Origin of the sequence: Rhodococcus sp. NPDC057297 (assembly GCF_042667435.1) — a bacterium.
Classification (GTDB): Bacteria; Actinomycetota; Actinomycetes; order Mycobacteriales; family Mycobacteriaceae; genus Rhodococcoides.
The window spans coordinates 309,126-334,934 of sequence record NZ_JBHUZE010000005.1 but is presented as its reverse complement, the minus strand read 5'-3'; the positions used below and the strand labels follow the sequence as shown (position 1 = coordinate 334,934).

29 protein-coding genes and 1 tRNA gene are annotated in these 25,809 nt (G+C 64.5%); 14 read left to right on the top strand and 16 right to left on the bottom strand.

Annotated elements, in window-relative coordinates; translation table 11 throughout:
* The first annotated feature begins 26 nt into the window (after positions 1-26).
* Positions 27-419 carry a VOC family protein gene (locus ACFULT_RS17900; RefSeq protein WP_378482050.1) on the top strand — a complete coding sequence of 131 codons (393 nt, stop codon included), beginning with the start codon at positions 27-29 and terminating at the stop codon, positions 417-419.
* Between the two features lie 27 nt (positions 420-446).
* On the opposite strand, the gene ACFULT_RS17895 is transcribed toward ACFULT_RS17900, so the two are convergent.
* Together ACFULT_RS17895 and ACFULT_RS17890 are read right to left on the bottom strand one after the other, a co-directional pair.
* The gene (locus ACFULT_RS17895; RefSeq protein WP_037110524.1) at positions 447-836 is read right to left on the bottom strand and encodes a VOC family protein; all 390 of its coding nucleotides are present in this window, start codon (positions 834-836) and stop codon (positions 447-449) included.
* Positions 833-1,138 (bottom strand): helix-turn-helix transcriptional regulator, encoded by a 306-nt coding sequence (locus ACFULT_RS17890; protein ID WP_037110523.1) that lies wholly within the window; start codon positions 1,136-1,138, stop codon positions 833-835. The genes ACFULT_RS17895 and ACFULT_RS17890 overlap by 4 nt, the downstream gene beginning before the upstream one ends.
* Positions 1,139-1,191: 53 nt before the next feature.
* Between ACFULT_RS17890 and ACFULT_RS17885 the strand changes: the two genes are divergently transcribed.
* Positions 1,192-1,485 carry a hypothetical protein gene (locus ACFULT_RS17885; RefSeq protein ID WP_378482049.1) on the top strand — a complete coding sequence of 98 codons (294 nt, stop codon included), beginning with the start codon at positions 1,192-1,194 and terminating at the stop codon, positions 1,483-1,485.
* Between the two features lie 4 nt (positions 1,486-1,489).
* On the opposite strand, the gene ACFULT_RS17880 is transcribed toward ACFULT_RS17885, so the two are convergent.
* Genes ACFULT_RS17880 through ACFULT_RS17870 form a run of 3 tightly spaced genes read right to left on the bottom strand, consistent with a single transcriptional unit; the run spans position 1,490 to position 2,765 of the window.
* Positions 1,490-1,645 (bottom strand): hypothetical protein, encoded by a 156-nt coding sequence (locus ACFULT_RS17880; RefSeq protein ID WP_170945310.1) that lies wholly within the window; start codon positions 1,643-1,645, stop codon positions 1,490-1,492.
* Positions 1,646-1,700: 55 nt separating this feature from the next.
* Positions 1,701-2,156 (bottom strand): MarR family winged helix-turn-helix transcriptional regulator, encoded by a 456-nt coding sequence (locus ACFULT_RS17875; protein ID WP_378482048.1) that lies wholly within the window; start codon positions 2,154-2,156, stop codon positions 1,701-1,703.
* A 33-nt stretch (positions 2,157-2,189) separates the two neighbouring features.
* Positions 2,190-2,765 (bottom strand): TetR/AcrR family transcriptional regulator, encoded by a 576-nt coding sequence (locus ACFULT_RS17870; RefSeq protein WP_241483783.1) that lies wholly within the window; start codon positions 2,763-2,765, stop codon positions 2,190-2,192.
* An 89-nt stretch (positions 2,766-2,854) separates the two neighbouring features.
* Here ACFULT_RS17870 and ACFULT_RS17865 point away from each other — a divergent pair, with 89 nt between their 5' ends.
* Complete coding sequence (locus tag ACFULT_RS17865) at positions 2,855-5,104, top strand: glycoside hydrolase family 3 C-terminal domain-containing protein (protein WP_378482047.1); 2,250 nt, start codon at positions 2,855-2,857, stop codon at positions 5,102-5,104.
* 147 nt (positions 5,105-5,251) lie between these two features.
* On the top strand, positions 5,252-5,986 hold the full coding sequence (locus ACFULT_RS17860; RefSeq protein ID WP_378482046.1) for an alpha/beta fold hydrolase: 735 nt from the start codon (positions 5,252-5,254) through the stop codon (positions 5,984-5,986).
* Positions 5,987-5,997: 11 nt separating this feature from the next.
* Here the strand turns inward: ACFULT_RS17860 and ACFULT_RS17855 are convergent, their stop codons facing one another.
* Positions 5,998-6,324, bottom strand: coding sequence for an ArsR/SmtB family transcription factor (locus ACFULT_RS17855; RefSeq protein ID WP_378482045.1), 327 nt, complete (start codon positions 6,322-6,324; stop codon positions 5,998-6,000).
* 16 nt (positions 6,325-6,340) lie between these two features.
* Here ACFULT_RS17855 and ACFULT_RS17850 point away from each other — a divergent pair, with 16 nt between their 5' ends.
* Both ACFULT_RS17850 and ACFULT_RS17845 read left to right on the top strand, forming a co-directional pair.
* On the top strand, positions 6,341-6,811 hold the full coding sequence (locus ACFULT_RS17850) for an SRPBCC family protein (protein WP_378482044.1): 471 nt from the start codon (positions 6,341-6,343) through the stop codon (positions 6,809-6,811).
* Between the two features lie 19 nt (positions 6,812-6,830).
* Positions 6,831-7,196, top strand: coding sequence for a RidA family protein (locus tag ACFULT_RS17845; RefSeq protein ID WP_094721387.1), 366 nt, complete (start codon positions 6,831-6,833; stop codon positions 7,194-7,196).
* A 73-nt stretch (positions 7,197-7,269) separates the two neighbouring features.
* On the opposite strand, the gene ACFULT_RS17840 is transcribed toward ACFULT_RS17845, so the two are convergent.
* Positions 7,270-7,896, bottom strand: coding sequence for a dihydrofolate reductase family protein (locus tag ACFULT_RS17840; RefSeq protein ID WP_378482043.1), 627 nt, complete (start codon positions 7,894-7,896; stop codon positions 7,270-7,272).
* 299 nt (positions 7,897-8,195) lie between these two features.
* On the opposite strand from ACFULT_RS17840, the gene ACFULT_RS17835 reads away from it, so the two are divergent.
* From ACFULT_RS17835 to ACFULT_RS17815, 5 genes are read left to right on the top strand one after another with little or no spacing between them, the layout of a single operon-like run.
* Entirely contained in the window at positions 8,196-8,294 is a 99-nt protein-coding gene (locus ACFULT_RS17835; RefSeq protein WP_019667462.1) for a potassium-transporting ATPase subunit F, read from the top strand.
* Positions 8,295-8,299: 5 nt separating this feature from the next.
* Positions 8,300-10,054, top strand: a complete 1,755-nt coding sequence (gene kdpA / locus ACFULT_RS17830; protein ID WP_378482042.1) for a potassium-transporting ATPase subunit KdpA — start codon at positions 8,300-8,302, stop codon at positions 10,052-10,054.
* A complete protein-coding gene (gene kdpB, locus ACFULT_RS17825; protein ID WP_378482041.1) occupies positions 10,051-12,159 on the top strand; it encodes a potassium-transporting ATPase subunit KdpB in 2,109 nt (702 codons plus the stop codon). The genes kdpA and kdpB overlap by 4 nt, the downstream gene beginning before the upstream one ends.
* A 1-nt stretch (position 12,160) precedes the next feature.
* On the top strand, positions 12,161-12,793 hold the full coding sequence (locus ACFULT_RS17820; RefSeq protein WP_378482040.1) for a potassium-transporting ATPase subunit C: 633 nt from the start codon (positions 12,161-12,163) through the stop codon (positions 12,791-12,793).
* Positions 12,793-15,291 carry an ATP-binding protein gene (locus tag ACFULT_RS17815; protein WP_378482039.1) on the top strand — a complete coding sequence of 833 codons (2,499 nt, stop codon included), beginning with the start codon at positions 12,793-12,795 and terminating at the stop codon, positions 15,289-15,291. Before ACFULT_RS17820 ends, ACFULT_RS17815 begins: the two co-directional genes overlap by 1 nt.
* A gap of 218 nt (positions 15,292-15,509) precedes the next feature.
* On the opposite strand, the gene ACFULT_RS17810 is transcribed toward ACFULT_RS17815, so the two are convergent.
* Together ACFULT_RS17810 and ACFULT_RS17805 are read right to left on the bottom strand one after the other, a co-directional pair.
* On the bottom strand, positions 15,510-16,400 hold the full coding sequence (locus ACFULT_RS17810; RefSeq protein WP_378482038.1) for an alpha/beta fold hydrolase: 891 nt from the start codon (positions 16,398-16,400) through the stop codon (positions 15,510-15,512).
* A 19-nt stretch (positions 16,401-16,419) separates the two neighbouring features.
* A complete protein-coding gene (locus ACFULT_RS17805) occupies positions 16,420-17,025 on the bottom strand; it encodes a TetR/AcrR family transcriptional regulator (RefSeq protein WP_255122938.1) in 606 nt (201 codons plus the stop codon).
* 109 nt (positions 17,026-17,134) lie between these two features.
* Between ACFULT_RS17805 and ACFULT_RS17800 the strand changes: the two genes are divergently transcribed.
* Entirely contained in the window at positions 17,135-18,076 is a 942-nt protein-coding gene (locus tag ACFULT_RS17800) for an alpha/beta fold hydrolase (protein ID WP_378482037.1), read from the top strand.
* A 493-nt stretch (positions 18,077-18,569) separates the two neighbouring features.
* A complete protein-coding gene (locus ACFULT_RS17795) occupies positions 18,570-19,157 on the top strand; it encodes a hypothetical protein (RefSeq protein ID WP_378482036.1) in 588 nt (195 codons plus the stop codon).
* Between the two features lie 68 nt (positions 19,158-19,225).
* Here ACFULT_RS17795 and ACFULT_RS17790 read toward each other — a convergent pair whose 3' ends face one another.
* Positions 19,226-19,420 (bottom strand): hypothetical protein, encoded by a 195-nt coding sequence (locus ACFULT_RS17790; RefSeq protein WP_378482035.1) that lies wholly within the window; start codon positions 19,418-19,420, stop codon positions 19,226-19,228.
* Positions 19,421-19,571: 151 nt separating this feature from the next.
* Positions 19,572-19,644, bottom strand: a tRNA-Asn gene (locus tag ACFULT_RS17785).
* A 139-nt stretch (positions 19,645-19,783) separates the two neighbouring features.
* On the opposite strand from ACFULT_RS17785, the gene ACFULT_RS17780 reads away from it, so the two are divergent.
* The gene (locus ACFULT_RS17780) at positions 19,784-20,032 is read left to right on the top strand and encodes a hypothetical protein (RefSeq protein ID WP_020111626.1); all 249 of its coding nucleotides are present in this window, start codon (positions 19,784-19,786) and stop codon (positions 20,030-20,032) included.
* Here the strand turns inward: ACFULT_RS17780 and dnaG are convergent.
* The 5 genes from dnaG to ACFULT_RS17755 are packed head-to-tail and all read right to left on the bottom strand — an operon-like array spanning position 20,029 to position 25,765.
* On the bottom strand, positions 20,029-21,951 hold the full coding sequence (gene dnaG / locus ACFULT_RS17775; protein ID WP_037110506.1) for a DNA primase: 1,923 nt from the start codon (positions 21,949-21,951) through the stop codon (positions 20,029-20,031). The two genes, ACFULT_RS17780 and dnaG, sit on opposite strands and share 4 nt — an antisense overlap.
* Positions 21,952-21,993: 42 nt before the next feature.
* Complete coding sequence (locus ACFULT_RS17770) at positions 21,994-23,271, bottom strand: deoxyguanosinetriphosphate triphosphohydrolase (protein ID WP_037110504.1); 1,278 nt, start codon at positions 23,269-23,271, stop codon at positions 21,994-21,996.
* Positions 23,268-23,987: a YdcF family protein gene (locus ACFULT_RS17765; RefSeq protein ID WP_378482034.1), complete on the bottom strand. Its 720-nt coding sequence runs from the start codon at positions 23,985-23,987 to the stop codon at positions 23,268-23,270. The genes ACFULT_RS17770 and ACFULT_RS17765 overlap by 4 nt, the downstream gene beginning before the upstream one ends.
* A 54-nt stretch (positions 23,988-24,041) precedes the next feature.
* On the bottom strand, positions 24,042-24,650 hold the full coding sequence (locus ACFULT_RS17760) for a response regulator transcription factor (RefSeq protein WP_037110503.1): 609 nt from the start codon (positions 24,648-24,650) through the stop codon (positions 24,042-24,044).
* Positions 24,647-25,765, bottom strand: coding sequence for a sensor histidine kinase (locus ACFULT_RS17755; RefSeq protein ID WP_378482033.1), 1,119 nt, complete (start codon positions 25,763-25,765; stop codon positions 24,647-24,649). The genes ACFULT_RS17760 and ACFULT_RS17755 overlap by 4 nt, the downstream gene beginning before the upstream one ends.
* Between the last annotated feature and the right edge of the window lie 44 nt (positions 25,766-25,809).

The window sequence follows — 25,809 nt, the reverse complement described above, 5'->3', positions numbered from 1 at the left end:
CGAGGTACCGGGCTCGAGGAGGATACATGGACATGAAGTTGGAACTGATCCCTATCGCGGTGAGCGATGTCGATCGAGCCAAATCGTTCTACGTGGACAAGCTCGGGTTCGTAGCCGACGTGGATGTGACTCCCGCAGAGGGTGTTCGCGTGGTTCAGCTGACCCCTCCCGGGTCGGCATGTTCGATCAGCATGGGAACCGGGCTCGGTGCGTATGCAATGCCTCCCGGTTCGACGAAAGGGCTGCATCTGGTCGTCGCGGACATCGAGGCATCGCGGGCCGAGTTGGAACACCGCGGCGTTCGGGTCGACGACGTCCAGGATGTGGGAGGCGGGGTGAAGTACGCGGCATTCGCCGATCCCGACGACAACACATGGACGCTGCAGGAGATGGCGTGGCGCACCGGGGATGCGTTCTAGTCGCCCGAGCCACGCCGGCGCGCCATCTCAGCCTGCGTAGTTGGAGATCTGAATCAGGTTGCCGCAGGTGTCGTCGAACGTCGCGACGGTGACCGGGCCCATGTCGGTGGGCTTCTGCGTGAACACGACGCCGAGGCCGATCAGACGCTCGTATTCGGCGCGGACGTCGTCGACAGCGAAAGACGTGGCAGGAATGCCGTCGGCCATCAGGGCGTCGCGGAATGGCTTCACCGCGGGGTGTTCCGCTGGTTCGAGGCCGAGTTCGGGCCCGTCTTCGTTGCCGGGACCGACCAAAGTCAGCCACTTGTGTTCGCCCAGCGGAATGGCGTGCTTGACGACGAATCCCAATATGTCGGTGTAGAACGCAAGCGCTTTGTCCTGGTCGGACACCATGAGGCTGGTGATGTAGATCTTCATGATTTCTCCTGTTCTCCGGCGACCGGCCATCGGTCGACTATCGAGCGAAGTGGTGACGTGTCGAGATAGTGAAATTTGTAGCGGCCTTTGCGTTCCGAGCGAATCAGTCCGGCGGCCTCCAACACGTCCAGATGCTGGGACACCGCCTGCCTGGACAACGAAAACCCGTGGATCGAGATGAGTCGGGTGCACAACTCGAACAGCGTCTGCTCGTCGCGGAGCACCAATTCGTCCAGAATCACTCGACGGGTGGCATCCGACAACGCCTTGAACAGTTCGGGAGTCCCCGAGTCGTCGGGCATGAGAAAACAATAGGCAAGTACGCGCTTGCATGTCAATGCGTACCGTCGACCTCATGCCCGATGGCCCCGAGCGCACCGAAGACGGTCGATATGTGGTGATCAACGGTCGCCGATGGAGGGCGACCGACCCGGCAATTCCGGAGGATCGAGCTGCGGAGCTACGGTCGATACTCATGGCATGGCGCCGCGACGTGAAGGCAACGGGCGGCGCCCCGGAGTCACGGGCAGGAGTTCAGGCCTCCAAGGTTGCGCTCGGCGAACGCGGCGCACCCTGGTGGGACCAAACCGACGACGAGCGTCGCCGACGCTGGGAGACCCCAGTCCCCCGCCCCGGCGACGACGAATGATCACTCACTCCGTCGTGCGATAGACACGCCAGAACCACAGCGCCGCCAGCGCGAGCATCACTCCGCCGGAGCCATAGGCACCCACTACGAGCAGACAGGTGCCCACGCCTGCCAGCACGACGATCAAGGCCAGTTGTACCGCGTCCCGCCACTGCATCACTTGCGTCTCCAGGGTGTTGTGGTCGACAGGCAAGCCTCGCTCGCGATCGTCTCCGTCAATCGCTGATGTGCGACCTCATGCGATCGAATGCCCGCCCCAGTGACGCGACGTCTTCGATTGTCAGGCGATCGAACATCAACTCTCGCACGGCAGCGACGTGTCCCGGGCTGGCGTCGGCGAGCTTTGCCAATCCCGCGTCGGTGAGTTCGGCCGACATCCCACGCTTGTCGTCGTCGCATTTGACTCGCTTCACCCAACCGGCGTCGACGAGCCTGGTGGTTGCGCGCGTGACGCCGCTGCGGGTGGTGGTCACGGCGTCGGCGAGTTCGCTCATGCGCAGCCTGCCATCAGGCGCCTCGGACAGCACGACCAGTAGTTCGTAGTCGGCGAACGAGATGCCCGAGTCACGAGTCAATTGCCCGTCGAGCGCGCGCACCAGCAGACGGGTCGCGTCGAGATAGGCACGCCATGTGTGCTGCTCGGAATTATCGAGCCACCGTGTCGACGTCATGCGGTGAGCTTACCTATTTGATTGATTTGGAAACTACTTACCGGTGCGTCGCAGGATTTCCCAAAAGTAGGACACGTGCCGTGCCATGTCGAGTTCCGGGTCGAACATCCAGTGCGTCTGCAGTCCGTCGATCATCGCGAACATCATGATCGCGATGCGCTCGGCATCGAGATCCGACGGTAGTTCACCGGACGCTTGCATGCGCTCGACCTCGGCAGCAAGCCCGGCGCGAGACGACCGGTAGCGCTCACGGAAGAACTCGTGCGACGGGTGATCCTTCTCGGCCGCCTCGGAGGCGAATCGCGAGTACAGCTGCACCAGGCCTGGCACCTCTGCATTGTGCTCGACCAAGTCGACCAACGGATCCTCGCCGGGTTCACCGAGTGCACGGTCGACGTCCACTTCGTCGCGTCGTTGCAGAATCGCGGTGAACAGCACTTCCTTGGTACCGAAGTAGTGAAGCAATCCGGCCTGACTCAGTCCGACGGCGTCCGCAAGTTCACGCACGGTGGCCTTGCTGTAACCATCGCGCGCGACGATCTCGAGGGCCGTCGTCAGGATTTCCTCCCGCTTGGCCACCCCTTTCGAGTACGCACCTCGTCGAGCCACGAGGAGAACTGTACGGCGGGTCCGTTGCACACCAAAACCGAGCGACGTACTGTTTTGGCATCACTTCCTTTCGACGACGAGGGCGAGCCATGGACCAGAACACCGAGATCACCGACATGTCGCTTGCCGACAAGATTGCGCTGGGAAGCGGAGCGGACTTCTGGACCACCCGCGCTGCCGGATCCGTGCCGTCGCTGATGCTGACCGACGGCCCACACGGCGTCCGAAAGCAGACCGGGGCGACGGATCACCTCGGACTTGCCGGCAGCGCCCCTGCGACATGTTTTCCGCCCGCTGTGGGACTGGGCCAGTCCTGGGACCCCGACCTGGTCGGTCGCGTCGGTGAGGCGCTCGGCGTCGAAGCCCGCGCCCTCGATGTCGACGTGCTTCTCGGCCCCGGTGTGAACATCAAGCGAGACCCACGCTGCGGCAGAAACTTCGAGTACCTCTCCGAGGATCCCGTCGTGGCAGGTGTCCTGGGTGCGGCGTGGGTGAGCGGTCTGCAGAGAACCGGCGTCGGGGCGTCGCTGAAGCACTTCGCGCTGAACAACACCGAGCACGATCGAATGCGGTCGAGCTCGGACGTCGATGCGCGGCCGCTCCGCGAGATCTACCTGAACGCTTTCTCCCACATCGTGCGCACCGCGAACCCGTGGACGGTGATGTGCTCGTACAACAAGATCAACGGCGTCTACGCCTCCGAGAACACGTGGCTGCTGACGGACGTGCTGCGCGGTGAGTGGGGTTTCGACGGCGTCGTCGTCAGCGACTGGGGTGCCGTCGCCGACCGTCCGACATCGGTTGCGGCCGGTCTGGACCTCGAAATGCCCGGCCGCGGCGGCGCAACCGATGCACAGGTCGAGTCGGCCGTGAAGTCCGGCGCGGTTCCGATGGCTGCGGTGGACCGCGCAGCCGAGGCGGTCGCCCGACTCGCAAAACGCGTGCGCCGCAATGACGGAGCCACCGCGCCCGACCTCGATGCTCATCATGCCCTGGCACGCGAAGTAGCTGCTCGGAGCGTCGTTCTGCTGAAGAACGACGACGATGTTCTCCCTCTGCGAACCGATCAGCGGATAGCCGTGATCGGCGAGTTCGCACAGGAGCCGCGTTACCAAGGTGGTGGCAGTTCGCACGTCAATCCCACCCGGCTCGACGTGCCGCTCGACGAAATCCGTCGGCACGCTTCGTCCGTCACGTACCACCAGGGCTTCACGACGACCGACAACCCACCGCATGCCGGCGCTTCACCGCATGCCGGCGCTTCACCGCATGCCGGCGCTTCACTGCATGCCGACGCAGTCGCTGCTGCCGCCGAGGCGGACGTGGCCGTGGTGTTCGTCGGACTCGGCGCACGTCAGGAGTCCGAGGGATTCGACCGCGAAGACATCGACATTCCCGAGGATCAGCTGGACCTGATCACAGCCATCGCGCAGACGCAGCCGAGAACCGTCGTCGTACTGTCCCACGGCGGTGTTCTTCGTCTGCAGCCGATTTCGGCGATCATCCCTGCGATCCTCGACGGCGCCCTACTCGGCCAGGCAGCAGGCGGCGCTCTCGCGGATGTTCTGTTCGGCGTCGTCAATCCGTCGGGCCGGTTGACCGAGACGGTCCCGGAGAGAATCCAGGACGTGCCGGCCTATCTGAACTTCCCGGGCGAGAATTCACACGTCCGCTACGGGGAAGGCATCTTCGTCGGGTATCGCTGGTACGACGCCCGCGAGATCGAGGTGACCTATCCGTTCGGACACGGATTGTCCTACACCGAGTTTCGATATTCCGATCTCGACGTGTCCGCGACCGACTCCGGCGTTGCCGTGTCGGTCACCGTCACGAACTCCGGTTCCCGGTCCGGCCGCGACGTCGTTCAGGTCTACGTGGGCAAGCCCGATTCGACGCTCGTTCGAGCGCCCCGCGAGCTGAAAGGGTTCGCCGTCACCTCCGAGCTGGATGCAGGTGCCGACGAGCGCGTCGAGGTTCACCTCGACAGATCCGCGCTCGCCTACTGGGAAACTCGAACGGACCGATGGGCCGTCGAGGACGGTGACTACACCGTCGACGTCGGCGCGTCGAGTCGCGATATCCGCGCGTCGGCAACGGTGGCAATTTCCGGCGATTCCGTCGAGATCCCGCTGACCATGAACTCGACTCTCGGTGAGGCGCTCGCCGACCCGCGGACCGGTCCCGCTCTGGCCGACATGTTCCCGTCCTCACCATCGGGTTCCGACGACGCACTGGGCGTCGACATGGTGCGCATGATGGCCTCGATCCCGTTGAACCGACTCGTCGGATTCGGAATGGCACCGGAGGCATTGAACAATATTGTCGAATCGGACCGATGACGACGGACGCCACCCCTGCTGGCAGGTAGGGCGAACCCCCACCAGCGCGCAGGGTATCTGGCTGCCAGCCGCGACGACATCGTCGGCCCGGAAGACGAGAGTTCCGTGGAGAACACACCGTTCTCTCGTCTTCCGGAAGGCACCATCATGGCTAGCACTCCCACTCCCACGGTCGTACTGATTCACGGCGCTTTCGCAGATGCGGCAAGCTGGGCACCGGTCACACGACGGTTGATCGACAAGGGCCACCGCGTTCTCGTGCCCGCGGTCCCGAATCGCAGCCTCCTCGGCGACTCCGCGTACATCCGATCCATCGTCGAGTCGATCGAGGGACCTGTCCTCCTGGCCGGGCACTCGTACGGCGGTGCGGTCATCACGGTGGCGGGCGCCGCAGACAACGTCGTCGGCCTGGTCTACGTGTCGGGTTACGCCCTCGAAGAGGGTGAATCTCTCGGTGAGCTGCAGGGAAGGTTCCCCGACTCAGATCTCGCAGCCAATCTCGTCTACACGCCCTTCCCCGTCGCGGGCTCCGAAGACGGTACCGACGTCTCGGTGAAGATCGACTCGTTCCACGCGGTCTTCGCCGCCGGTGTTCCGCCGGAGGCTGCCGAGGTACTCGCAGTGTCCCAACGGCCTTTGGCAGCAGCGGCGTTCGGGGAAGCGGCGCCCGTCGCAGCGTGGAAGACCAAGCCGGGCTGGGGAATCGTGAGTAGCAACGACCGCACCATCAACCCCGATGTGGAGCGTTTCGGGTACGAACGTGCGGGGTTGCGCTCGGTCGTCGAAATCGATGCACCTCACCTGGTCATGATTGCCGAGCCGGCCGCGGTCGTGTCCGTCATCGAGGAGGCACTGGCCGCCGTCACTGCGCCTGTGGTCTGACCCCGGCTCGGTCACGACTCGTCGAGGCGCCCCAGCAGGTCGACGGCGGCGCGCGTGTACTCCCCTATCCACCGGTCCGAAATTCGCTTGATCGGCAGCGGCGCCAAGGAGAGGTGGCGCTCGCGGCCGATCCTGCGACCGGTCACGAGTTCGGCGGCTTCGAGAACGCGCAGGTGCTGCAGCGCTGTCGTCCGGTCGATGTCGGGAAACAGCGCACACAGTTCACCCGTGCTGCGGGGCGCTTCTTTCAGGGCGTCCAGCATGCGTCGGCGTAGCGGTGATGCAAGCGCTTTGAACACGCGATCATCATCGTCACCCTTGTGCCCGGAAGCTCTCATGTTGTAAAACTACAACATGTCCGAGAATCTGACCGAACTGTCCTTCACCGTGTCGGGACGGATTTCCCGACCCGTCGCCGATGTCTACGAGGCCGTCGCCGACCCCGAACAGCTGTCGAGGTACTTCAGCACCGGAGGTGCACGCGGGCGCCTCGACGCGGGCGCCGAAGTGACCTGGGATTTCCACGACTTTCCCGGCGCGTTTCCCGTTCAGGTGGTCGACGCCGATCCACCCAATCGGATCGTGATCAGGTGGGACGGTGAAGGGACGTCCTCCGACGATGGGAGCACCACGACGACCTTCGAGTTCGAGCCACTCGACGACGACACCAGGACACTGGTGACGATCACGGAGTCCTCGTGGAGGCCGACGCCTGCCGGTGCGAAGAGCGCGTTCGGCAACTGCCAGGGCTGGACGGGAATGCTCGCTGCCCTCAAAGTGTGGGTGGAGCACGGAATCAACCTGCGCGACGGGTTCTACAAGTAGAGCAGCATAATTGGGCCCCATGAGCCAAAGACAGAACATCTCGTCCGGGTCCGAGTGGGAACCCAAGATCGGGTACAGCCGCGCAGTCCGGATCGGCAACCACATCGCGGTGTCCGGAACCACCGGTCAGGGAGCGACCGCGGGTGAGCAGGCCCGAGCCGCACTCGAGACCATCGAACGCGCGCTGGTGGAGGCGGGTGGTTCGCTGCAGGACGTCATCCGTACCCGCATCTACCTGACCGATGTGTCGCTGTGGCAGGAAGTCGCCGCAGTCCACGGCGAGATCTTCGCCTCGACCCGTCCGGCGTCGACGCTTCTCGGAGTCGGCGCACTCATCGACGAAGCACTGTTCGTCGAAATCGAAGCCGACGCGATCGTGTCCTGACACCACCCCGACTCCGCGCAGGGTGCCCCGGTAGAAGTCCGGGGCACCCTGACGTGCATCCGGGCCTTCCGAATCACTGCCGCTCGGCGGACATGTCGCCTGTCTGCGGCGTGCCATCGAGACGCCCGTACTGGAGGTAGGTGACGCCGTTGTCCGTGGCCTCCGGCGGAGCCAGCAGCTCGAGGTTGGTGGGGACCGCACCACCGTCGAACACCTTCTTGCCCACTCCGAGAACTATGGGATACAGCCACAGATCGATGCGGTCGAAGAGCTTCTCGCGCACCAGCGTCTGCACTAAGTTCAGGCTCCCGACGACCTTGATGTCCTCGTGCCGATTCCTGATCTCCCCTATCGCCGACGCCAGGTCCGGGCCCAGGTGCGTGGCACCGTTCCACGACAGATCGGGCGTGCCGCGCGACGCCACGTACTTGGGGACGCGGTTGAACAATGTCGCGATCGAATCGTCCTGACCACCTTCCTGGTGCGGCCAGTACGCGGCGAAGATGTCGTACGTTCGACGCCCGAGCAGTAACGCGTCGGTTCCCTCGTACGCAGCCTGCACCTGAGCTCCGGTGAGTTCGTGCATGAGAGGTGCTTGCCATCCTCCGAAGGGAAACCCGGTGGGATCCTCTTCGGGGCCTCCCGGCGCTTGAGCCACGAGGTCGAGCGTTGCGAACAGTTCCAGCCGTATCGTGCCCATGTTCTTTCTCCTTCGAGGTCGTCTGCAGTACCGACCGTCGTGTCGCTCGAAATTCATCGCTGCCGTCTTGTTCGCGTCAGAACTCGGTTCGGTCCCGTAAAGGATCCGTAAGGATCCGTTCCGCGGCGCACACACGGCAGTAGACATGCAGTCGACCGGCAGGCACTGGGCCGCCGGAACGCTACGAAAAAGAGGGCGAAGAAATTCATGGCTGATCTCGGCTACCTCGTGGTCATGGCCGGCGGATTCGGTGTGTGCGCGCTGATCCTGAAGGCCATCGCCTCGAACGGGGTGTCCAAATGACACTCGACGGCGCAATCAGCGTGATCCTGCTGGTGATCGCGGCCGCAACGATCGTGTACCTGTTCGTTGCACTCGTCGATCCCGAAAGGTTCTGACGGCGATGAACTCTGCTCTGGCTTCTGCCCTTCAGATCGGCGTCGTGGCAGTCGTACTCGCGGCCGCCTACGTCCCGCTGGGCGACTACATGGCGAAAGTGTTCGCGCACGACAGCGACCGAGCACCGGACGTCGCCTCCGCCTCGGGTGGGACGGCGACCGTGGTGCGGTCACCGGCGATGGCGGACCTCCGCGTCGAGACCTGGATCTACCGGTTGTGTCGGATCGATTCACGGTCGCAGCAGACCTGGATCGGGTACTCGTTGTCCGTTCTGGGATTCTCGATTGCGAGTGCGTTCTTTCTCTATGTGCTGCAACGAGTTCAGGGCGTGCTCCCGCTGAACGGTGGCCTACCCGGCGTCAGTCCCTCGGTTGCGTTCAACACGGCGATATCGTTCGTGGCCAACACGAACTGGCAGTCCTACGTGCCGGAGACGACGATGTCGAACTTCACTCAGCCCGTAGGACTTGCCGTGCAGAACTTCGTGTCGGCGGCCGTCGGGCTTTCGGTGGCCATCGCAGTTGTCCGTGGATTCGTCCGCGTACGGACGGGCGGTGAACTCGGCAACTTCTGGGTCGACCTCGTACGCGGTTCACTTCGCATCCTGCTCCCTTTGTCCTTCGTAGTCGCCCTGATCCTGTTGACCCAGGGCGTTGTGCAGTCCTTCGCCAGCAGTTTCGCGTCCACCGGACTCGACGGGTCGACGGCCGGTAATGCGCTGGCTCCTGCCGCATCGCAGGAAGCCATCAAGGAGCTCGGTACCAACGGTGGCGGCATTTTCGCCGCCAACTCGGCGCATCCGTTCGAGAATCCGACGCCGTTGTCCAACGTCGTACAGATCATCTCCATCTTGCTCGTCCCGGTGGCATTGACCCGGACGTTCGGAACCATGGTCGGCGATCGAAAGCAAGGCCTGACACTGCTCGCCGTGGTGACAGTTCTGTTCGGCGCCCTGCTCGCGGTGACCGCTGCTGCAGAATCGGGCGCACGCGGTGTGGCGGCCCAAGCCGCCGGAGTGATGCTCGAAGGCAAGGAAGTTCGTTTCGGCATCCCTGGAGCCACATTGTTCGCCGTGGCGACCACCGGTACGTCCACCGGCGCGGTCAATTCCGCACACGACAGCATGTCCCCACTAGGCGGCGGTGCGGTGCTACTGAACATGCTGCTGGGTGAAATCGCCCCGGGCGGTGTGGGAACCGGCTTGTACGGCCTACTCGTCCTCGCCGTCATCGCAGTCTTCGTCGGCGGTCTGCTCGTCGGCCGAACACCCGAGTATCTCGGTAAGAAGATCGGCCAACGCCAGATAACCCTCGCCGCACTGTCGGTGCTCGTCATGCCCGCGTTGGTTCTCACCGGTACGGCGATCACCGTGATCCTGTCGTCCACCACCGGTTTTCAGGGCAACGCCGGTGAACCGGGCACTCCCGGCTCCATCCACGGTTTCACGGAGGTGCTCTACGCGTTCGCCTCCGCTGCCAACAACAACGGCAGCGCTTTCGGTGGGCTCACCGTCACGAGCGACTGGTTCCAGACATCGCTCGGCGTCGCGATGCTGCTCGGTCGCTTCCTCCCGATCATTTTCGTCCTGGCACTCGCCGGATCACTCGTCACCCAGCGGCGCAGCGCACCGAATCCTGGAACCCTGCCCACCACCGGTCCGTTGTTCTCGGTCCTGGTACTGGGAACCGTGGTTCTCGTTGCAGCACTGACATTCTTCCCGGCCCTCGCTCTGGGCCCGATCGCAGAGGCATTGCAATGACCATCACCACCTCCCCGCTCCTCGCCGACGAATCCGACGTCGACGAGTCACCGTCACCGGTCAGGTCCGGATATTTCAGTCCACGTCAACTGTGGACTTCGCTGCCGAACGCCGCGGCCAAACTCGATCCTCGGCATCTCGCACGCAACCCCGTGATGTTCGTCGTCTTCGTCGGATCGGTGGTCTGCACGGTCCTCGCCGTGCTCTCCCCGTCGGTGTTCGCGTGGCTCGTCGCGGCATGGTTGTGGTTCACCCTCCTGTTCGCGAACCTCGCCGAGTCCGTCGCCGAGGGCCGCGGAAAAGCACAGGCCGCCAGTCTGAGAGCCGTCAAACGTGACACCGTCGCCAAGCGTCAGGCAACCGACGGAAGCATCGAGGAAGTTCCGGGTGCGGACCTGCGCGTCGGGGATCACGTGGTCGTCTCCGCAGGAGAGGTCATCCCAGGCGACGGCGACGTCATCGAGGGAATCGCGACGGTCGACGAGTCCGCCATCACCGGCGAATCCGCACCCGTAGTGCGTGAATCAGGCGGCGACCGCTCCGCGGTCACCGGTGGCACCACGGTTCTGTCGGATCGCATCGTCGTCGAGATCACGTCCGCGCAGGGCGAGACGTTCGTGGATCGGATGATCGCTCTCGTCGAGGGCGCCTCGAGGCAGAAGACCCCGAACGAGATCGCGCTCGACATCCTGCTGGCGTCCCTGACGATCATCTTCCTTCTCGCCGTTGTCGCGATCGGTCCCATGGGCGCGTATGCGGGCGAGGCGCAGGATCCCGTCAAACTGATTGCGCTGCTCGTCTGCTTGATTCCGACGACCATCGGCGCCCTGCTGTCGGCAATCGGGATTGCTGGGATGGACCGGTTGGTCCAGCGCAACGTGCTGGCCATGTCCGGGCGCGCTGTCGAGGCAGCAGGCGACATAGACACGCTGTTGATGGACAAGACCGGCACGATCACGTACGGAAACCGCCGCGCCACCGGGCTCCATCCGATTCCAGGCGTCACGGCCGACGAATTGGCGGCGGCCGCCAGGTTGTCGTCACTCGCGGACGGAACGCCGGAGGGGCGCAGCATCGTGGATCTGTGCGCGCTCGATTTCGGATTGCCCCTGCACCCGACCGAATCGGAGAAGTCAGCGGAGTTCGTCCCGTTCACCGCACAGACGCGAATGAGCGGAATCGACCTGGACGGCACTCGAATCCGCAAGGGGGCGGCGGATTCCGTCCTCGCGTGGGTCGACTCCCACCTGCGTGGAGATGTAGGCCCTAGCCTACATTTCCACGCACAGGAGACCGTCACCTCGATCGCGGAGATGGGCGGCACTCCCCTGGTCGTCGCCTCCGCCGGACAGGACGACTCGGCGCGTGTCCTCGGCGTGATCGAGTTGTCGGACGTGGTCAAGCCTCGAATCGCGGAACGTTTCGCGCAACTACGCGCAATGGGAATCCGCACGGTCATGGTCACCGGCGACAACCCGAAGACCGCCAAAGCAATTGCCGCACAGGCCGGGGTGGACGACTTCCTGGCCGAGGCCACCCCCGAGGACAAGCTGGAACTGATTCGACGAGAACAGCAGGGTGGTCGCCTCGTGGCCATGACGGGTGACGGGACCAACGACGCTCCTGCCTTGGCGCAGGCGGACGTCGGCGTCGCCATGAACACCGGCACATCGGCCGCCAAAGAAGCCGGCAACATGGTCGATCTCGACTCCGATCCCACGAAACTCATCGAGGTCGTCGAGATCGGAAAACAGCTGCTGATCACGCGGGGAGCGTTGACGACCTTCTCGCTCGCCAACGATCTCGCGAAGTACTTCGCCATCCTGCCGGCACTGTTCAGCGTGGTGTATCCGCAACTCGGCACGTTGAACATCATGGGGCTGGCAACGCCGGAATCGGCCATTCTGTCGGCGGTGATCTTCAATGCACTCGTCATCATCGGGTTGATCCCCCTGTCGCTGAAAGGCGTTCGTTACGTGCCGTCCAACGCGGGGACGTTGCTTCGGCGGAACCTTCTCGTCTATGGAGTCGGTGGTGTGATCACCCCGTTCATCGGTATCTGGCTCATCGATCTCGTCGTTCGTTTCATCCCAGGGATAGGCTGACATGCGCTTCGTTCAAAGGTTCTTCGGTCAGATCGTCGCCGGACTCGCCGTCCTGCTGACGCTCACGGTGATTCTGGGACTCGGGTACCCGGCCGCGGTGTGGGCGGTGAGCAGGCTCGGATCGGACTCCGCGGAAGGGTCGCCGTTGACCGACAGCGCCGGCTGCGTGGTCGGCAGCAGCTTGATCGGCGTGGATCCTCAGGTCGAGGACGGCATGCCGGATCCGTTCTTCCACACCCGGGTCACCGGATCGGTGGCCGACGAGGACCCGTTCGCACCAGGTGATCCCGCCGCCGCACTTCCCTCGAACCAGGGACCGAGCAGCGAGACGCTTGCCGATTTCGTCGAGCAGCGACGCGTGCAGGTCGCCGAACGCGAGAACGTCGACCCGGATCAGGTTCCGGCCGACGCAGTGACCGGATCCGGATCGGGCATCGATCCACACATCAGCCCCGCCTACGCGGCCATCCAGATCGCCCGAGTCGCGCAGGTGAACGGGCTGAGTCAGGACACGGTGAGGTCGCTCGTCGACGAGTACACCTCGGGACGCCAACTCGGTTTCCTCGGCAACGAGCGAGTCGACGTGCCTGAGCTCAACGTCGCGCTGGGTCTGACCGCCCCCGGCTGCAGCTGATGTCCCCCGACGCCCGCGGTGAACTGCGCATCTATCTGGGCGCCGCTCCTGGCGTCGGGAAGACCTTCGCGATGCTCGGCGAAGCGCATCGCAGGAAGGAACGCGGATGCGATGTCGTTGCGGCCGTGGTGGAAACCCACGGCCGCGCGCGCACCGCAGCCCTGCTCGAGGGAATCGAGATCGTCCCGATGCGCACCGTGGACTATCGCGGTAGCAAGGCGCTGGACATCGACGTCGACGCCGTCATCGCGCGTCGACCTGGTCTGGTCCTCGTCGACGAGCTCGCGCACACCAACACCCCCGGCAGCCGAAACGGCAAACGCTGGATGGATGTCGAGGACTTGCTTGCCGCCGGGATCGATGTGGTGTCGACTCTCAACGTCCAACATCTCGAGAGTCTCAACGACGTCGTCGAACACATCACCGGCGTTCCGCAGCGCGAGACCGTCCCCGATTCGGTGGTCCGAGCCGCGGATCAGATCGAACTGGTGGACGTCACTCCCGAAGCACTGCGACGCCGCCTGTCGCACGGGAACATCTACGCCGCCGACAAGATCGACGCAGCACTGAGCAATTACTTTCGGCAGGGCAACCTCACTGCGCTGCGGGAACTCGCCCTTCTGTGGATCGCCGATCAGGTCGATGCGGCCCTGGCCAAATACCGAACGGCACACCGGATAACCGAGACGTGGGAGGCGCGCGAGCGGGTCGTCGTGTCGGTCACCGGTGGACCCGAATCGGAGACGCTGGTGCGTCGGGCGCGGCGTATCGCATCGAAGTCGTCCGCGGATCTGATGGTGCTGCACGTCATTCGAGGCGATGGGCTCAGCGGAGTGTCGGCGCCGCAGATGGGTAAGGTCCGCGCACTGGCCGAGCGTCTCGGAGCCAGCATGCACAGTGTCGTCGGCGACGATGTTCCTGTCACCCTGCTGGAGTTCGCCCGCGGCGTGAACGCAACCCAGTTGGTGATCGGGACATCGAGACGCTCTCGGTGGGCCCGCATTCTCGACGAGGGTATCGGTGCTGCCGTGATCCAGAAGTCGGGAAAGATCGACGTCCACATGGTCACGCACGACGAGGTCAGCCGCGGGTGGCGTCTGTCCCGACTGATCAGACCCGATCCGACGCACCGGCGGATTCTCTCCTGGGCGGCAGCCGTCGTCGTCCCGTTCCTGTCGGCACTGGCGATGTTGCTCGTGGACCCCTATCTCGACCTCGGCGGCGAGAGTGCCTTGTTCTTCATGGTGGTTCTTGCAGTCGCCTTGCTCGGTGGTGTTGCCGCAGCGGCGCTGTCGGCACTGATAGCCGGGTTGCTTCTCAACTTCTTCTTCGCCGACCCCCGCTACAGTTTCACCATCGCCGAACCGGACAATTTCGTGACGACGGTGGTGCTGTTGATCATGGCCGTCGCCGTCGCCTTCCTGGTCGATGTCGCCGCTCGCCGTGCCGCGCGGGCGAAACGTGCATCTCAGGAGGCAGAGTTGTTGACACTGTTCGCAGGCACGGTTCTGCGCGGCGGCGACCTGCACACCTTGCTGGAGCGAGTCCGTGAAACCTATTCGCAGCGTGCAGTATCGATCGTTCGGCGATCGGGCGACGTCGTCGAATCCGTCGGTAGCGACGCGCCCACCGACGCCCCCTCGGCAGACACCGCGATCGAGACGCCGGACGCCGATTTCGCGTTGCTGTTGGCCGGATCGAAAACCGGTGCGCACGATCGACGAGTACTCGCAGCGGTCGCGAACCAGGCGGCGGGACTCATCCGTCAAGCCGAACTGGCCGAGGAAGCGAGCGCAGCATCGGTTGTGGCGGAGGGTGATCGCTTGCGGCGGGCCCTCCTGTCATCCGTCAGCCACGACCTTCGAACCCCCCTCGCCGCTGTCAAGGCGTCGGTCTCCAGCCTGCGCAGCACCGATGTCGAGTTCTCCGCCGACGACACCGCCGAGTTGCTCGCGACGATCGACGAGTCCACCGACACGTTGACCGCTCTCGTCGGGAACCTGCTCGATTCGTCTCGCCTCGCCGCCGGTGTCGTTCGGCCCACGCTGTCGACCGTTCGGGTCGAGGACACGGTGCGAGCAGCGTGCGACTCCACGACGCGAGGCGCACCCGACCTCGTCGTCGACGTCGGGGACACCACCGTCGCGGCCGACCCGATTCTGCTCGAGCGGGTACTGGCCAATCTCGTCGACAACGCAGCCAGGCACGCCGCCGACACCACGATCCGGATCGGCGCCGCTACCGTCGGCGACCGCACGATCATCACTGTCGCCGACAGTGGCCCGGGGATCACGCTCGGCTCGAAAGATGCTGTCTTCGAGCCGTTTCAGCGCCTCGGCGACACCGACAACACCACCGGCGTCGGCCTCGGACTGTCCGTGGTCCGCGGTTTCGTCGACGCGATGGGCGGATCGGTCTCGGTGTCGGACACCCCCGGCGGCGGCGTCACGATGACGGTGGAACTGGCGTCGTCCATCTCACCGACATCCGACACCTGATCAGCCCGAGTTGGCAGTGCGGCTCAGTCGCTCAACGGCCGGAGCCATTCGGCCTCGAGGTCGCCCTCGACGAGTTCGGGGAGCGCACCGAAATAGGTTTGCATGAACGGTTCGGACGATACCGCTCACGATCGCGGGACGTCGGGAGCCGTTCTCGGACGCGACCGTCGCCGACAGCGGAACCGGCGCCGTCCATCGCGCCGACATCCGACACCTGATCAATCCAGGACGGAACGCAGCGCTGCCGCGAATTCGACGGGCCTGCCGGTCTGGCCGAACTCGCCGCCACAGAACCCCTGGTGTCCGCCGGGGAACACGGCGGCGTCGCGGCCCAGCAGCGCAGCAACGGCATATCCGGCGCGACCGGCTAATTCACCGTCGACCGGACCGCCGGATTCCTCACCGACGGCGACGACGATGCGGGTACCGGACGCCTTCAACGCGTCTACGTCGGGTGCGAAATCCACCACGCCACCGCGCATGTTGGACATCAACGGGTCGTTGCGCGATCCATCGTCGTCCGTCGGCAGGCCGAACTGCGATGGATCCGGCGCCGGTCGATCGAGGTAGTCCTGGTCGACGTCACCGCGGTGCATCACCAGCATGATGAATGCAGCCATCGCGGGGCCGGAGCCGTGCGCGTCGTAGATGGAGACCATGTCCTCGCAGACGGCGCGGATGTGGTCGCGGTCCGGCAGCGTCGCACCGGCCGGTGGTTCGTGTGCGACGAGCGTTCGAACGAGTCCGGGGTGGGCAGCCACGAATGCCAGCGCATTCACTGCTCCCCCACTTGTCGCGAAGACATCGACCGTGTCCGAGCCCAGTTCGAACAGGAGCGCGCGGAGATCGTCCGCGTGGTGAGCGGCTGTCACTGCGGCGGTGTCGTCCTCGCATGTACTGCGACCGGTGTTGCGGGGATCGTAGGTGACCACCACCCTGTCGGTGAAGTGCGACGCCAGGGTTCCGAATCCGCTTGCGTCCATAGGTGAACCGATCAACAGAAGCGGTACCGCGCCTTCGCTCGACGGACCGACGACGTCGTACGTCAGAGTTGCACCGGGCACGGTGAAAGTGTGAGTTGTCATGCTCGTGTCGACCGCGCTGGGCATGAAAATTCATCGCGGCGCCTCACGAGTCGGCTCCGAGCCTGCTGCCGACCATCTCGACGATCTCCGACGCCGCCGACCCCGTGTCGAAGGTGGGGTCCTCCAGGAATTCGTCGACGACCGCGTCGATCATCCCTCCCGCGAGGATCGCCAGTGTGCGCTCGTCCCGACCCGGTCCCCGGTCGTCACCCCTGGCCTCGGACAACAGTCCCGCAAGGGGACGCCAGCGCTCCTGCCTCTCGTGTCGGGACGCGCCGTTGTTCGCAGCTGCCAGTCCGGCCTGCACCATGGTTCGTGCGTGATCCGGATGATCCGCTAGGTATCCGATCATCGCGCGCACGTATGCCTCGGGGCGTTCCGGTGGCGGCGACGCGTCGACGTGCTCGCCGACGTGTGTGACCAGCGCGGTCAGAACATGCTGATATGCGGCCGTGAGCACCGCATCCTTGGTGGTGAAGTGGTACACCACCGTGCCCTTGACGACCCCCGCGGCATCGGCGATCCGCGCCAACGACGCGGCGGCATATCCGTGGTCGGCGACCAGTGAGACAGCTGCGGCGATGATCTGCGCACGCCGTTCGCGCTCGATTCTGGTCGGTCCATCGGCCCCTGACATACGCGCAGACATGACGTAAGGTTACCGACATCGACCAATTTTTGACCATATGGTCAATAAATGAGAGGTAGCCATGGACGATCCATCGCCAACCCGCCCCAGGAGAAGGCGTCGAGCATGGGTGATTGCGGCAATCGTCGTGGCGGTAACGGTGACCGCGGGCGCATTCGCCCTCCGCACCCCCAGCCCCGTCGGTCATTGGAACTCAAAGGACAAGCACGAGAAGTTCGTGGCCGATTACCAACGCGCCTGGGAGGACATGCCGACACCTGACCGAACCCTGGACGTACGAACGGAATTCGGATTCGTTCGTGTCTACCGCTTCGACGGCACCGGACCGACCAGGACGGAGCACCCGTTCGTGCTACTGCCCGGCAGATCGTCACCCAGCCCTATCTGGGCCACGAACATGCCCTCGCTGCTCGCACTCGGTGACGTGTACGCACTGGACCTGCTGGGCGAACCGGGAATGAGTGTGCAAGAAGTCCCGATCGAGAACGACGACGACAACGCGGCCTGGCTCGACCAGACTCTCGAACAACTCCCCGAAGACGAATTCAACCTACTGGGCCTGTCCATCGGCGGATGGGCCGCGACCAACCTGGCAACCCACTACCCCGACCGTGTTGCCTCCCTGATGCTGATCGACCCGGCCTACACGTTCGCCACCATCCCGCTCGGGACGGCGGTTCGAGCCATCCCGGCATCCGTCTCGTGGCTACCCAAGTCCTGGCGGGATTCGTTCGCCTCGTACACAGCCGGCGGCGCACCGGTCGAGGACAACGCCGTGGCTCGGATGATCGAAACCGCCATGAGCGCCTACTCGATCAAGCTGCCGCAACCGTCGCTGATCCCCGAGAGCGACCTGGAAGGCCTCCGAATGCCTGTCCTCGCGGTACTCGCCGGACGATCGGTCATGCACGACGCGTCCGACGCCGAGGAGGTCGCTCGACGTGCACTCGGAAACGGCACCGTCGTCGTCTACCCGAAGGCGTCGCACGCCGTCGGCTCCGAGGAGGCCGACCGAATCGCCGACGAGATCAGCCGATTCCTCTCGTCCTGAACCAGTATCCGGCACTGCCTCAACAGGAGTCGACGTGCAGCCGGTGTGCACCGCAGGTCAAGCACTGGAAAAGGTAGCCCGAAAGATCACCTTCGGCTTCCAGATACTTCCTCACGACGACGGGCTCGAAACCGGTTCCACCGTCGACATCGGCGGCGAAGTCCACGGAGTAGAACGAATCCTGGTACTTCAGGTCACTCGGTCGACCGCACGCATCGCACTCCCCCTGCCATCGACGCAGGAACACAACCCGCGACGAAATTCACCCACCTGTTGTGCGTTGTGCAGGTCTGCCTACGCACAACAGGTGGGTGAATTTGGGCCCCGACAGCGGAAACCCGCGATCAACTGGACTGTCCGCACTCGCCCTGACCTCAATGCAAAGACGCCGACGAAACGAACCGGAAGATCTTCGCGATAGACACCCAGACCCGAGGAACGTCGATTCTCAGCTGGATCGATGCCGAGAATTGCCATCGCGAATAGAGCACTCATGAACACCAAGACCCTCGTCGCCGTCATCGGCGCTGTTGTCACACTCACTCTCGGCGCCTGTTCCTCTTCGCAAACGTCACCAACCGTAGATGCACCGGCCAGCGAAGTGCCGACCTCATCCAGCGCGGTACCTCAGACCGGCACAACTCCACCTCTACCTCCGGCTCCGGTTGAACCCGCAGCCCTTCCTGCACCGATCACATTCGAGTGCGGCGACTTCTCGCTCTACCAATCCGGAACCGCTCTGTATTCCGACGGGACGACTGGATACGAAGCCAGCTGCGACACCTACCAAGCGCCCGTCGAGAAAATTCTCTGGTACTGCGATTACCCCGAGACTGCCGTCTACACAGACGGAACATCATCGGGCACGGACCCCGCATGCATCCACGACGACGAACCCGTGAACCCCGGCGGCGGATACCCGTACATTGCTTCCGAGGACCGTAACGGCGACGGCGTTGTCAACGGCTACGAACGTTGCGGCCTGGCCTGCGGCGAAGAACCCACCAGCGGAGACATCCAAACCCAGCACGGCTGCGAAGAGGGTTACATCACCGGCGAGTTGTGCAGCCGCTACAACTGAAACGGTCCGGTCGAACCACAAGTCGATTCACGATCGGAGACTCGACGCCCACTCCGCAACGTACGTCCTCAACCCCGGTACTCCTCCGCCGCAAAAGGAATCATGCTGTCCGGGAATCGGTTCAGACCACCGAGCATAGACGCGAATATCTGGTGATCGAAGCCCCGGTCCAACCCCGCAGCATGCGCCAGCAGAGTGACCCGATCGAGCAGTGCCCCCAACTTCCGTCCAGCCAACTCCTCGGGCGCGAACGTCGGTCCCACGATGCACGCCGTCGGAGGTATTCCCGGCACCCCATCGTCGAGGTTCTGAGGGAACTTGGGAAAGCCTGACCGTACGCCTTTGCCAACAGCAATTAGATACGAAAAAGGCCCCCTGTCCCGCACATGGGTGCGGTTCAGGAGGCCTAATACGCTCCCCCGGCTGGACTCGAACCAGCAACCGTCCGATTAACAGTCGGAAGCTCTGCCAATTGAGCTACAGGGGATTACTCAGTGGCTTCGCACTCTCGTGCGGGCCGAGAGAAACAATAGCGCACACCCCCATGGGAGTACCAAATCGCCCTGCTCGGGCCCCGTCAGGCAGGATGGTGGGACGCGTGCACAACACTGATCTAAGGACTTGTGATGATTCGTTTGGTTCTGGCTGCTGGGGCGGCGTACGTGCTCGGAGCCAAGGCTGGTCGTGGTCGCTACGAGCAGATTCGTAAGACGGCTTCCGCCGTGGCGGGTAGCCCGGCGACCAAGAAGGTCATCGAGGTCAGCAGGCAGAAGCTGTCGGATTCGCTGAACACACAGCCGAAGCTCGAGCCGATGAAGCCCATCGACGACGAGACGCAGCTGTACATCCCGCAGGATCAGCTGCGTAAGCGTTAGCCGGCCGCGGAGTCGTCCTCGACGTTGCCGATGGCCTGTTCGAGCAGGCTTCGTCGGTACTGTTCGAGGGCGATGACGTCGCCGAGGAGCGCGTAGTACTCGTCCTGGTTGTCCTGCGGTGACATGCGCTGCATCTTGGATTTGAGCTCGGCGACCTGCTCCCCCACCCAGACTTCCTGTAGACGAGCCAGTACCCCGCCGATGTAGCGCGTGAGCGCGATGTCCGCCACCGGGATGTGTTCGACCGCGAGCTCCATCACGAGCGATTTCACGACCGGTGTTTCGGTCCGCTTGGCGACGGCGTCGACCCACTCCCCTCCGCCGAGGCCTGCGGCGGTCCCCCCTGCGGCGGTGACCGCTGCGCTGACGGCGGCGTAGGCGGGGTGAGTGAAGGTCTCGGGAGGCAGTGAGTCGAAGACCGACCCGGCGATCGCCGGGTTCTGCAGCGCGGACTTCAACGCCTCACGCTGAGGCCACAGAGACGGATCCTTGGGATGTGGACGCGTCGGGCCGGCCGGCACCTCCGCCGGGGGCGCCTGGCGCTTGTCGAACGGTGTGCGTTTCTTCGTGTCTCCGCGCGCGCCCTTCTTGGCTTCGTCTCGAACCCGTGCGAGAACCATCGCGGTGTCGTCCCAGCCGGTCCAGCCGGCGAGTTGACGGGCATATTCGTCGCGCAGCGATGCGTCCTTGATCCGCGCGACGACGGGGACGGTTCTGCGCAGCGCTTCGACCCGGCCCTCGGGTGTGTCCAGATCATGTTCACGCAGAAGCGATTTCACGACGAATGCGAACATCGGGGTGCGGCGTGCAACGAGGTCACGTACGGCGGGATCGCCGGATTTCTGCCTCAGCTCGCAGGGATCCATGCCCTCGGGCGCGATGGCGACGAAGGTCTGTCCGGCGATCTTCTGATCACCCTCGAAAGCCTTCATCGCGGCCGCCTGGCCTGCGTCGTCGCCGTCGAAGGTGTAGATGACCTCGCCGCGGAAGTAGCTGTCGTCCATCATGAGTCGACGCAGCATCGCCAGGTGGTCCTCACCGAACGCGGTGCCGCACGAGGCGACTGCGGTCTTGACGCCTGCCAGGTGCATGGCCATGACGTCGGTGTATCCCTCGACGATGACGGCCTGATGCGATTTGGCGATGTCCTTGCGTGCCATGTCGAGCCCGAACAGCACCTGAGACTTCTTGTACAGCATGGTTTCCGGCGTGTTGATGTACTTGCCGGGCATGGTGTCGTCGTCGAACAGTTTCCTGGCGCCGAAGCCGATGGTGTCGCCGCTCTGACTGCGAATCGGCCACACCAACCGTCGCCGGAACCTGTCGATGGGTGTTCCGCGCTTACCGGGTGTCGCCAGGCCCGCGTCGATGATCTCCTTGGCTTCGAAGCCGCTGGACAGCAGGTGTTTGGTCAGGGTGTCCCAGCCGTCGGGCGCGTATCCGCAGCCGTACGCCAGCGCGGCTTGGCCGTCGAAGTTGCGCTCGGTCAGGTAGTCCCGCGCGGCCTGGGCGTCGGGTTCACGCAGACGTGCGGCGTAGAACTCCTGGGCCGCCGAGTTGGCCGCGATCAGCCGTGCTCGGGTGCCCCGGTCACGTTGAACCGATGGCCCTCCGCCCTCGTAGGTGATCGAGTAGTTCAGCCGGTCGGCGAGTTGCTCGACGGCTTCGACGAAGGAGATGTGCTCGATCTTCTGGAGGAAGGAGTAGGCGTCACCTCCCTCACCGCAGCCGAAGCAGTGGAAATGCCCGTGGTTGGGTCGGACGTGGAACGACGGGGATTTCTCGTCGTGGAAGGGGCACAGGCCCTTCATCGAGTCGCCGCCCGCGCGCTTGAGAGAGACATAGTCACCGACGACGTCTTCGATCCGTGTGCGTTCGCGAATGGCGGCGATGTCACGTTCAGGAATTCGGCCGGCCACGAAGGGCAGTCTAGTCCTGCCCCAAGACTCCGACGAAGCGGATCAGCCCCAGCTGGCCTGAGCTCCGAGGCTGCGCTTGTCGATCAGTTCGAGGCGGCTTTCGGTGTACGACGCGATCTGGTCCACCACGACTCGGGTGCGCTCGGCATCGGACTGGGCGCGGTTCCAGGCGGGGACGAAAATGGGGTCCAGCTCACCCGGCCCGGATCGTTCGACCCATTCGGCGACGCGGTGAATGCGGTCGCGTTGGCGTGCCTGCCGCACCTTGTGGCTCGCGTCGGACATCACGTAGCGCAAAGCCATCGTCTTCAGCAGAGCGACTTCGGACGCAACGATCGGCGGGATCACCAAGTCTGCGTCGTACCGGGACAGGGGCTCGGTTCCCCATTTCTGACGGGTGGCGTCGATGGCTGCGGTGGCGAATCGCCCGACCAGCTCGCTGGTCAGATGCTTCAACGCGACCGACGCGGCGAGGGTGCCGTCGAATTCACCGACAGCGACGACCACCGGCATGCGGGACAGGCGTTCGGCGGCTTCGACGAGCTCGTTCTGGTCGAGGCCGCGAAACTCGCGAACACCGAGTTCGGCGAGCTCTCGTTGCTCGGCCCGGTCGCCGAGTGACCGGAGTGCGATGCGGCCGTCGATGACGCCGTCTTCGACGTCGTGGACCGAGTAGGCGACGTCGTCGGCCCAGTCCATGGATTGGGCTTCGAGGCATTTGCGACGGTCGGGTGCGCCGTCGCGTACCCAGTCCAGGATTGCGGAATCGTCTTCGTAGGCACCGAATTTCGCGCCGGGCGACGGGCGCAACCAGGGATACTTGATGGCGGCGTCGAGCGATGCGCGGGTGAGATTGAGCCCGACGCTGGTGCCGTCGGAATCGAGGATCTTGGGCTCGATTCCGGTGAGGATGCGCAGGTTCTGCGCGTTGCCCTCGAACCCGCCGCAGTTCGCGGCGACCTCGTCGAGCGCTTTCTCGCCGTTGTGCCCGTAGGGCGGGTGCCCGATGTCGTGGGCGAGACCGGCGAGGTCGACGAGGTCGGGGTCTGCGCCGAGCCCTTCCCCGATGCTGCGACCGATCTGTGCGACCTCGAGTGAATGTGTGAGCCTGGTGCGCGGAGTGTCGCCGTCACGCGGCCCGGTCACCTGTGTCTTGTCGGCGAGCCTGCGCAATGCCGCGCAGTGCAGCACACGTGCTCGGTCGCGCGCGAACTGACTGCGATGCGACGCGTTTTCCTGCCCGCTGTCCAGCCCGGCGGTCTTGGGTGCTTCGGTGACGAATCGTTCGATGTCGTGGTCGCTGTAGTCGCTCACTGTCATTGCCCTGCCGTGTAGGAGAAGTCCGCGGTGAAGTGCGTCAGCTGATACCACAGCAACGCACCGGTCTCACGCGCGATTCCGTGGGCCTGGGACTCGCGGGTGTACACAGCCGGCCCGGTGCGGGTGGGCGATGTCCACGCTTCGAGTCCAGCGTCTCGGGCCATGGTGCGCGTGCGCAGCGAATGCCACGGATCGCTCACCAGCACGACTGATGACTTGCCCTGCGCGCGAAGCGTTTCGCTGACCGCCTCGATGCTTTCCAGCGTGTCCGAGCCCTGTTCGACGGCAATGACCTTGTCCGCCGGCACTCCCTGATCGATGAGGTAGTTACGGCCGGACGCAGCCTCCGTGTAGAGGTCGCCTTCCTGCTTCCCGCCGACGGTCACTATTTCCGGTGCGACCCCTTCTTCGTACAGCGCGGCTGCCTGTGACAATCGCGCTTCGAACACGCTCGACGGCGTGCCCGAGTACTGCGCCGCGCCGAGCACGACGATTGCCTGTGCAGGCGTGTGGTCGTCGATCCGGGCCACCTGCCAGACACGCACCGCGGTGCCGCCGACGACGACGAGTCCCATCAGAACTACTCCGACGACAAGCCTCGTCGTCCAGCGACCGAGCGTGCCGAAGAACCCGAGCCGCGCGGGTTCGGGCTCGGTGTATTCGTACGTCTCCCCGTAGGGATCGCCGTACGGATCGCGGTCGACAGTCGAGTTCACCCCTCGAGTTTGCCAGCCCGACCCTCGAGAAGGCGCCTGGGCACGCGGGGCGACCTACAACCATCCCCGTTCCCGCGCGACTCGGATTGCCTCGGCTCGCGTCGTCGTACCCGTTTTTCCGATTGCCGCGGACAAATGATTCCGTACCGTCCCTTCCGACAGATGGAGCGCAGCGGCAACTCGACCTGCAGTTCCTCCCTCGGCAGCAGCACGGAGAACTTCCTGCTCACGTGCCGTCAGCGGGGACACTCCGTCGGTCAACGTCTCGGTTGCGAGAGTGGGATCGACCACCCGCAGGCCCATGTGAACGCGCCGGACGGCGTCGGCGAGTTGGCGCGCCGGGGTGTCCTTGACGACGAATCCATCGGCACCCGCGTCGATGGCACGTCGCAGATATCCAGGCCGGCCGAAGGTGGTGACGATCATCACTCGGCAACTGGGGTAGTGCCTTCTCAGTTCCGCAGTCGCTTCGATGCCGTCGAGGCCCGGCATCTCGACGTCCAGCAGTGCGACATCCGGGCGATGCTCCACCGCCGCCGCAACCACCTCGTCGCCGCGCCCGACTTCCGCGACGACCTCGAGATCGGATTCCAGGTCCAACAACGCCGCCAGTGCGCCCCGGACGAGAGCCTGATCGTCTGCCAACAGCAACCGGATACTCATGCCGACACCACTTCCACCCGAAATCCACCCGCAGCTGATTTCCCCACGCTCAACGAGCCGTTCGACGCCTTCACACGCTCGGCCAGCCCTCGCAGGCCGTGTCCGTCGTCCGAGATGCTTCCGGACGTGCCGACGCCGTCGTCGGAGATCTCGATGCGACCGGCTTCGACGACCACCGTGCACTGCCGGGCCCCACTGTGCCGGATCACGTTGGTGACCGCTTCACGCACTGTCCAACCGAACAGTTCACGGTTGCGGAGAGGGACCACGTCGGCATCGGCGGGAAACACGGCGTCGACCCCCGCCGCGTCGAGAGCCGACCGCGTCGACGCGAGTTCCGTTGCGACGTCGACCGTGCGCATGGCCCCGACGGTGGAACGGACGTCGCCGAGTGCTTCCCGAGCAAGAGCTTCCACCTCGGCGATCTCGACGGCCGCGCGGGCAGGATCGACCTCGACGAGCCGCCCGGCGAGTTCTGCTTTCACCGTGATGACGGTCAGCGAGTGCCCGAGAATGTCGTGGACATCGCGGCTCACTCGTTCACGCTCGGCGACGACGGCGAGGTCGGCGAGCTGTTGCCGTGCCTCGGCGAGTTCGTGGTTGCGCTTGAACACCTGAGTGATTCCCCAGGCCGCGACTGCGCTGATCACGAGCTGAAATGCGAAGAAAGAACCGGGATCCCAGGACGAGACGATGCGGGGCAGAAGTTCGACGACGGCGACCAGTGCGATGACGACCGTCCACGCCTGACGGGTGGACAACGTCATCATGGCGAGAACCGCCATGTAGATGGTCGCGCCGAACGCCTGGCTTCCAATCAAGACCGCGAGGAACATCGTCAGCGCCGCCATTGCGGCCAGACTCGCCCAGGCCCATCCCCTGGCGAGTTCGTGACCCGCCCGCCGAGCGTTGCGAAATCCCCAGAACGTGACGACGAACAACGCGCCGAAGGCCACAACGGCGGTGACGCCCGATACCTTCCCGACCACACTCGGCAGCGCCAGGGACTCCCCCAGCGGGTACGCGAGATAGAAAAGCCAGATCATGCCGAAAACCCAGCCGAAACGGAACGTCCGTCCGAGTCCCTCGGAGTCGTCCGTGTCGGCCCGGGTCATGGAGAACACGCTAGTACGTGCGTGGAAATGTGTCCCAGGGGACA

Excerpts from the sequence above, each read along its gene's own strand:
- ACFULT_RS17900 (WP_378482050.1), top strand. The coding sequence starts at position 27 with ATGGACATGAAGTTGGAACTGATCCCTATCGCGGTGAGCGATGTCGAT.
- ACFULT_RS17895 (WP_037110524.1), bottom strand. The coding sequence starts at position 836 with ATGAAGATCTACATCACCAGCCTCATGGTGTCCGACCAGGACAAAGCG.
- ACFULT_RS17890 (WP_037110523.1), bottom strand. The coding sequence starts at position 1,138 with ATGCCCGACGACTCGGGGACTCCCGAACTGTTCAAGGCGTTGTCGGAT.
- ACFULT_RS17885 (WP_378482049.1), top strand. The coding sequence starts at position 1,192 with ATGCCCGATGGCCCCGAGCGCACCGAAGACGGTCGATATGTGGTGATC.
- ACFULT_RS17875 (WP_378482048.1), bottom strand. The coding sequence starts at position 2,156 with ATGACGTCGACACGGTGGCTCGATAATTCCGAGCAGCACACATGGCGT.
- ACFULT_RS17865 (WP_378482047.1), top strand. The coding sequence starts at position 2,855 with ATGGACCAGAACACCGAGATCACCGACATGTCGCTTGCCGACAAGATT.
- ACFULT_RS17860 (WP_378482046.1), top strand. The coding sequence starts at position 5,252 with ATGGCTAGCACTCCCACTCCCACGGTCGTACTGATTCACGGCGCTTTC.
- ACFULT_RS17855 (WP_378482045.1), bottom strand. The coding sequence starts at position 6,324 with ATGAGAGCTTCCGGGCACAAGGGTGACGATGATGATCGCGTGTTCAAA.
- ACFULT_RS17850 (WP_378482044.1), top strand. The coding sequence starts at position 6,341 with ATGTCCGAGAATCTGACCGAACTGTCCTTCACCGTGTCGGGACGGATT.
- ACFULT_RS17845 (WP_094721387.1), top strand. The coding sequence starts at position 6,831 with ATGAGCCAAAGACAGAACATCTCGTCCGGGTCCGAGTGGGAACCCAAG.
- ACFULT_RS17840 (WP_378482043.1), bottom strand. The coding sequence starts at position 7,896 with ATGGGCACGATACGGCTGGAACTGTTCGCAACGCTCGACCTCGTGGCT.
- ACFULT_RS17835 (WP_019667462.1), top strand. The coding sequence starts at position 8,196 with ATGACACTCGACGGCGCAATCAGCGTGATCCTGCTGGTGATCGCGGCC.
- kdpA (WP_378482042.1), top strand. The coding sequence starts at position 8,300 with ATGAACTCTGCTCTGGCTTCTGCCCTTCAGATCGGCGTCGTGGCAGTC.
- kdpB (WP_378482041.1), top strand. The coding sequence starts at position 10,051 with ATGACCATCACCACCTCCCCGCTCCTCGCCGACGAATCCGACGTCGAC.
- ACFULT_RS17820 (WP_378482040.1), top strand. The coding sequence starts at position 12,161 with ATGCGCTTCGTTCAAAGGTTCTTCGGTCAGATCGTCGCCGGACTCGCC.
- ACFULT_RS17815 (WP_378482039.1), top strand. The coding sequence starts at position 12,793 with ATGTCCCCCGACGCCCGCGGTGAACTGCGCATCTATCTGGGCGCCGCT.
- ACFULT_RS17810 (WP_378482038.1), bottom strand. The coding sequence starts at position 16,400 with ATGCCCAGCGCGGTCGACACGAGCATGACAACTCACACTTTCACCGTG.
- ACFULT_RS17805 (WP_255122938.1), bottom strand. The coding sequence starts at position 17,025 with ATGTCTGCGCGTATGTCAGGGGCCGATGGACCGACCAGAATCGAGCGC.
- ACFULT_RS17795 (WP_378482036.1), top strand. The coding sequence starts at position 18,570 with ATGAACACCAAGACCCTCGTCGCCGTCATCGGCGCTGTTGTCACACTC.
- ACFULT_RS17780 (WP_020111626.1), top strand. The coding sequence starts at position 19,784 with ATGATTCGTTTGGTTCTGGCTGCTGGGGCGGCGTACGTGCTCGGAGCC.
- ACFULT_RS17770 (WP_037110504.1), bottom strand. The coding sequence starts at position 23,271 with ATGACAGTGAGCGACTACAGCGACCACGACATCGAACGATTCGTCACC.
- ACFULT_RS17760 (WP_037110503.1), bottom strand. The coding sequence starts at position 24,650 with ATGAGTATCCGGTTGCTGTTGGCAGACGATCAGGCTCTCGTCCGGGGC.
- ACFULT_RS17755 (WP_378482033.1), bottom strand. The coding sequence starts at position 25,765 with ATGACCCGGGCCGACACGGACGACTCCGAGGGACTCGGACGGACGTTC.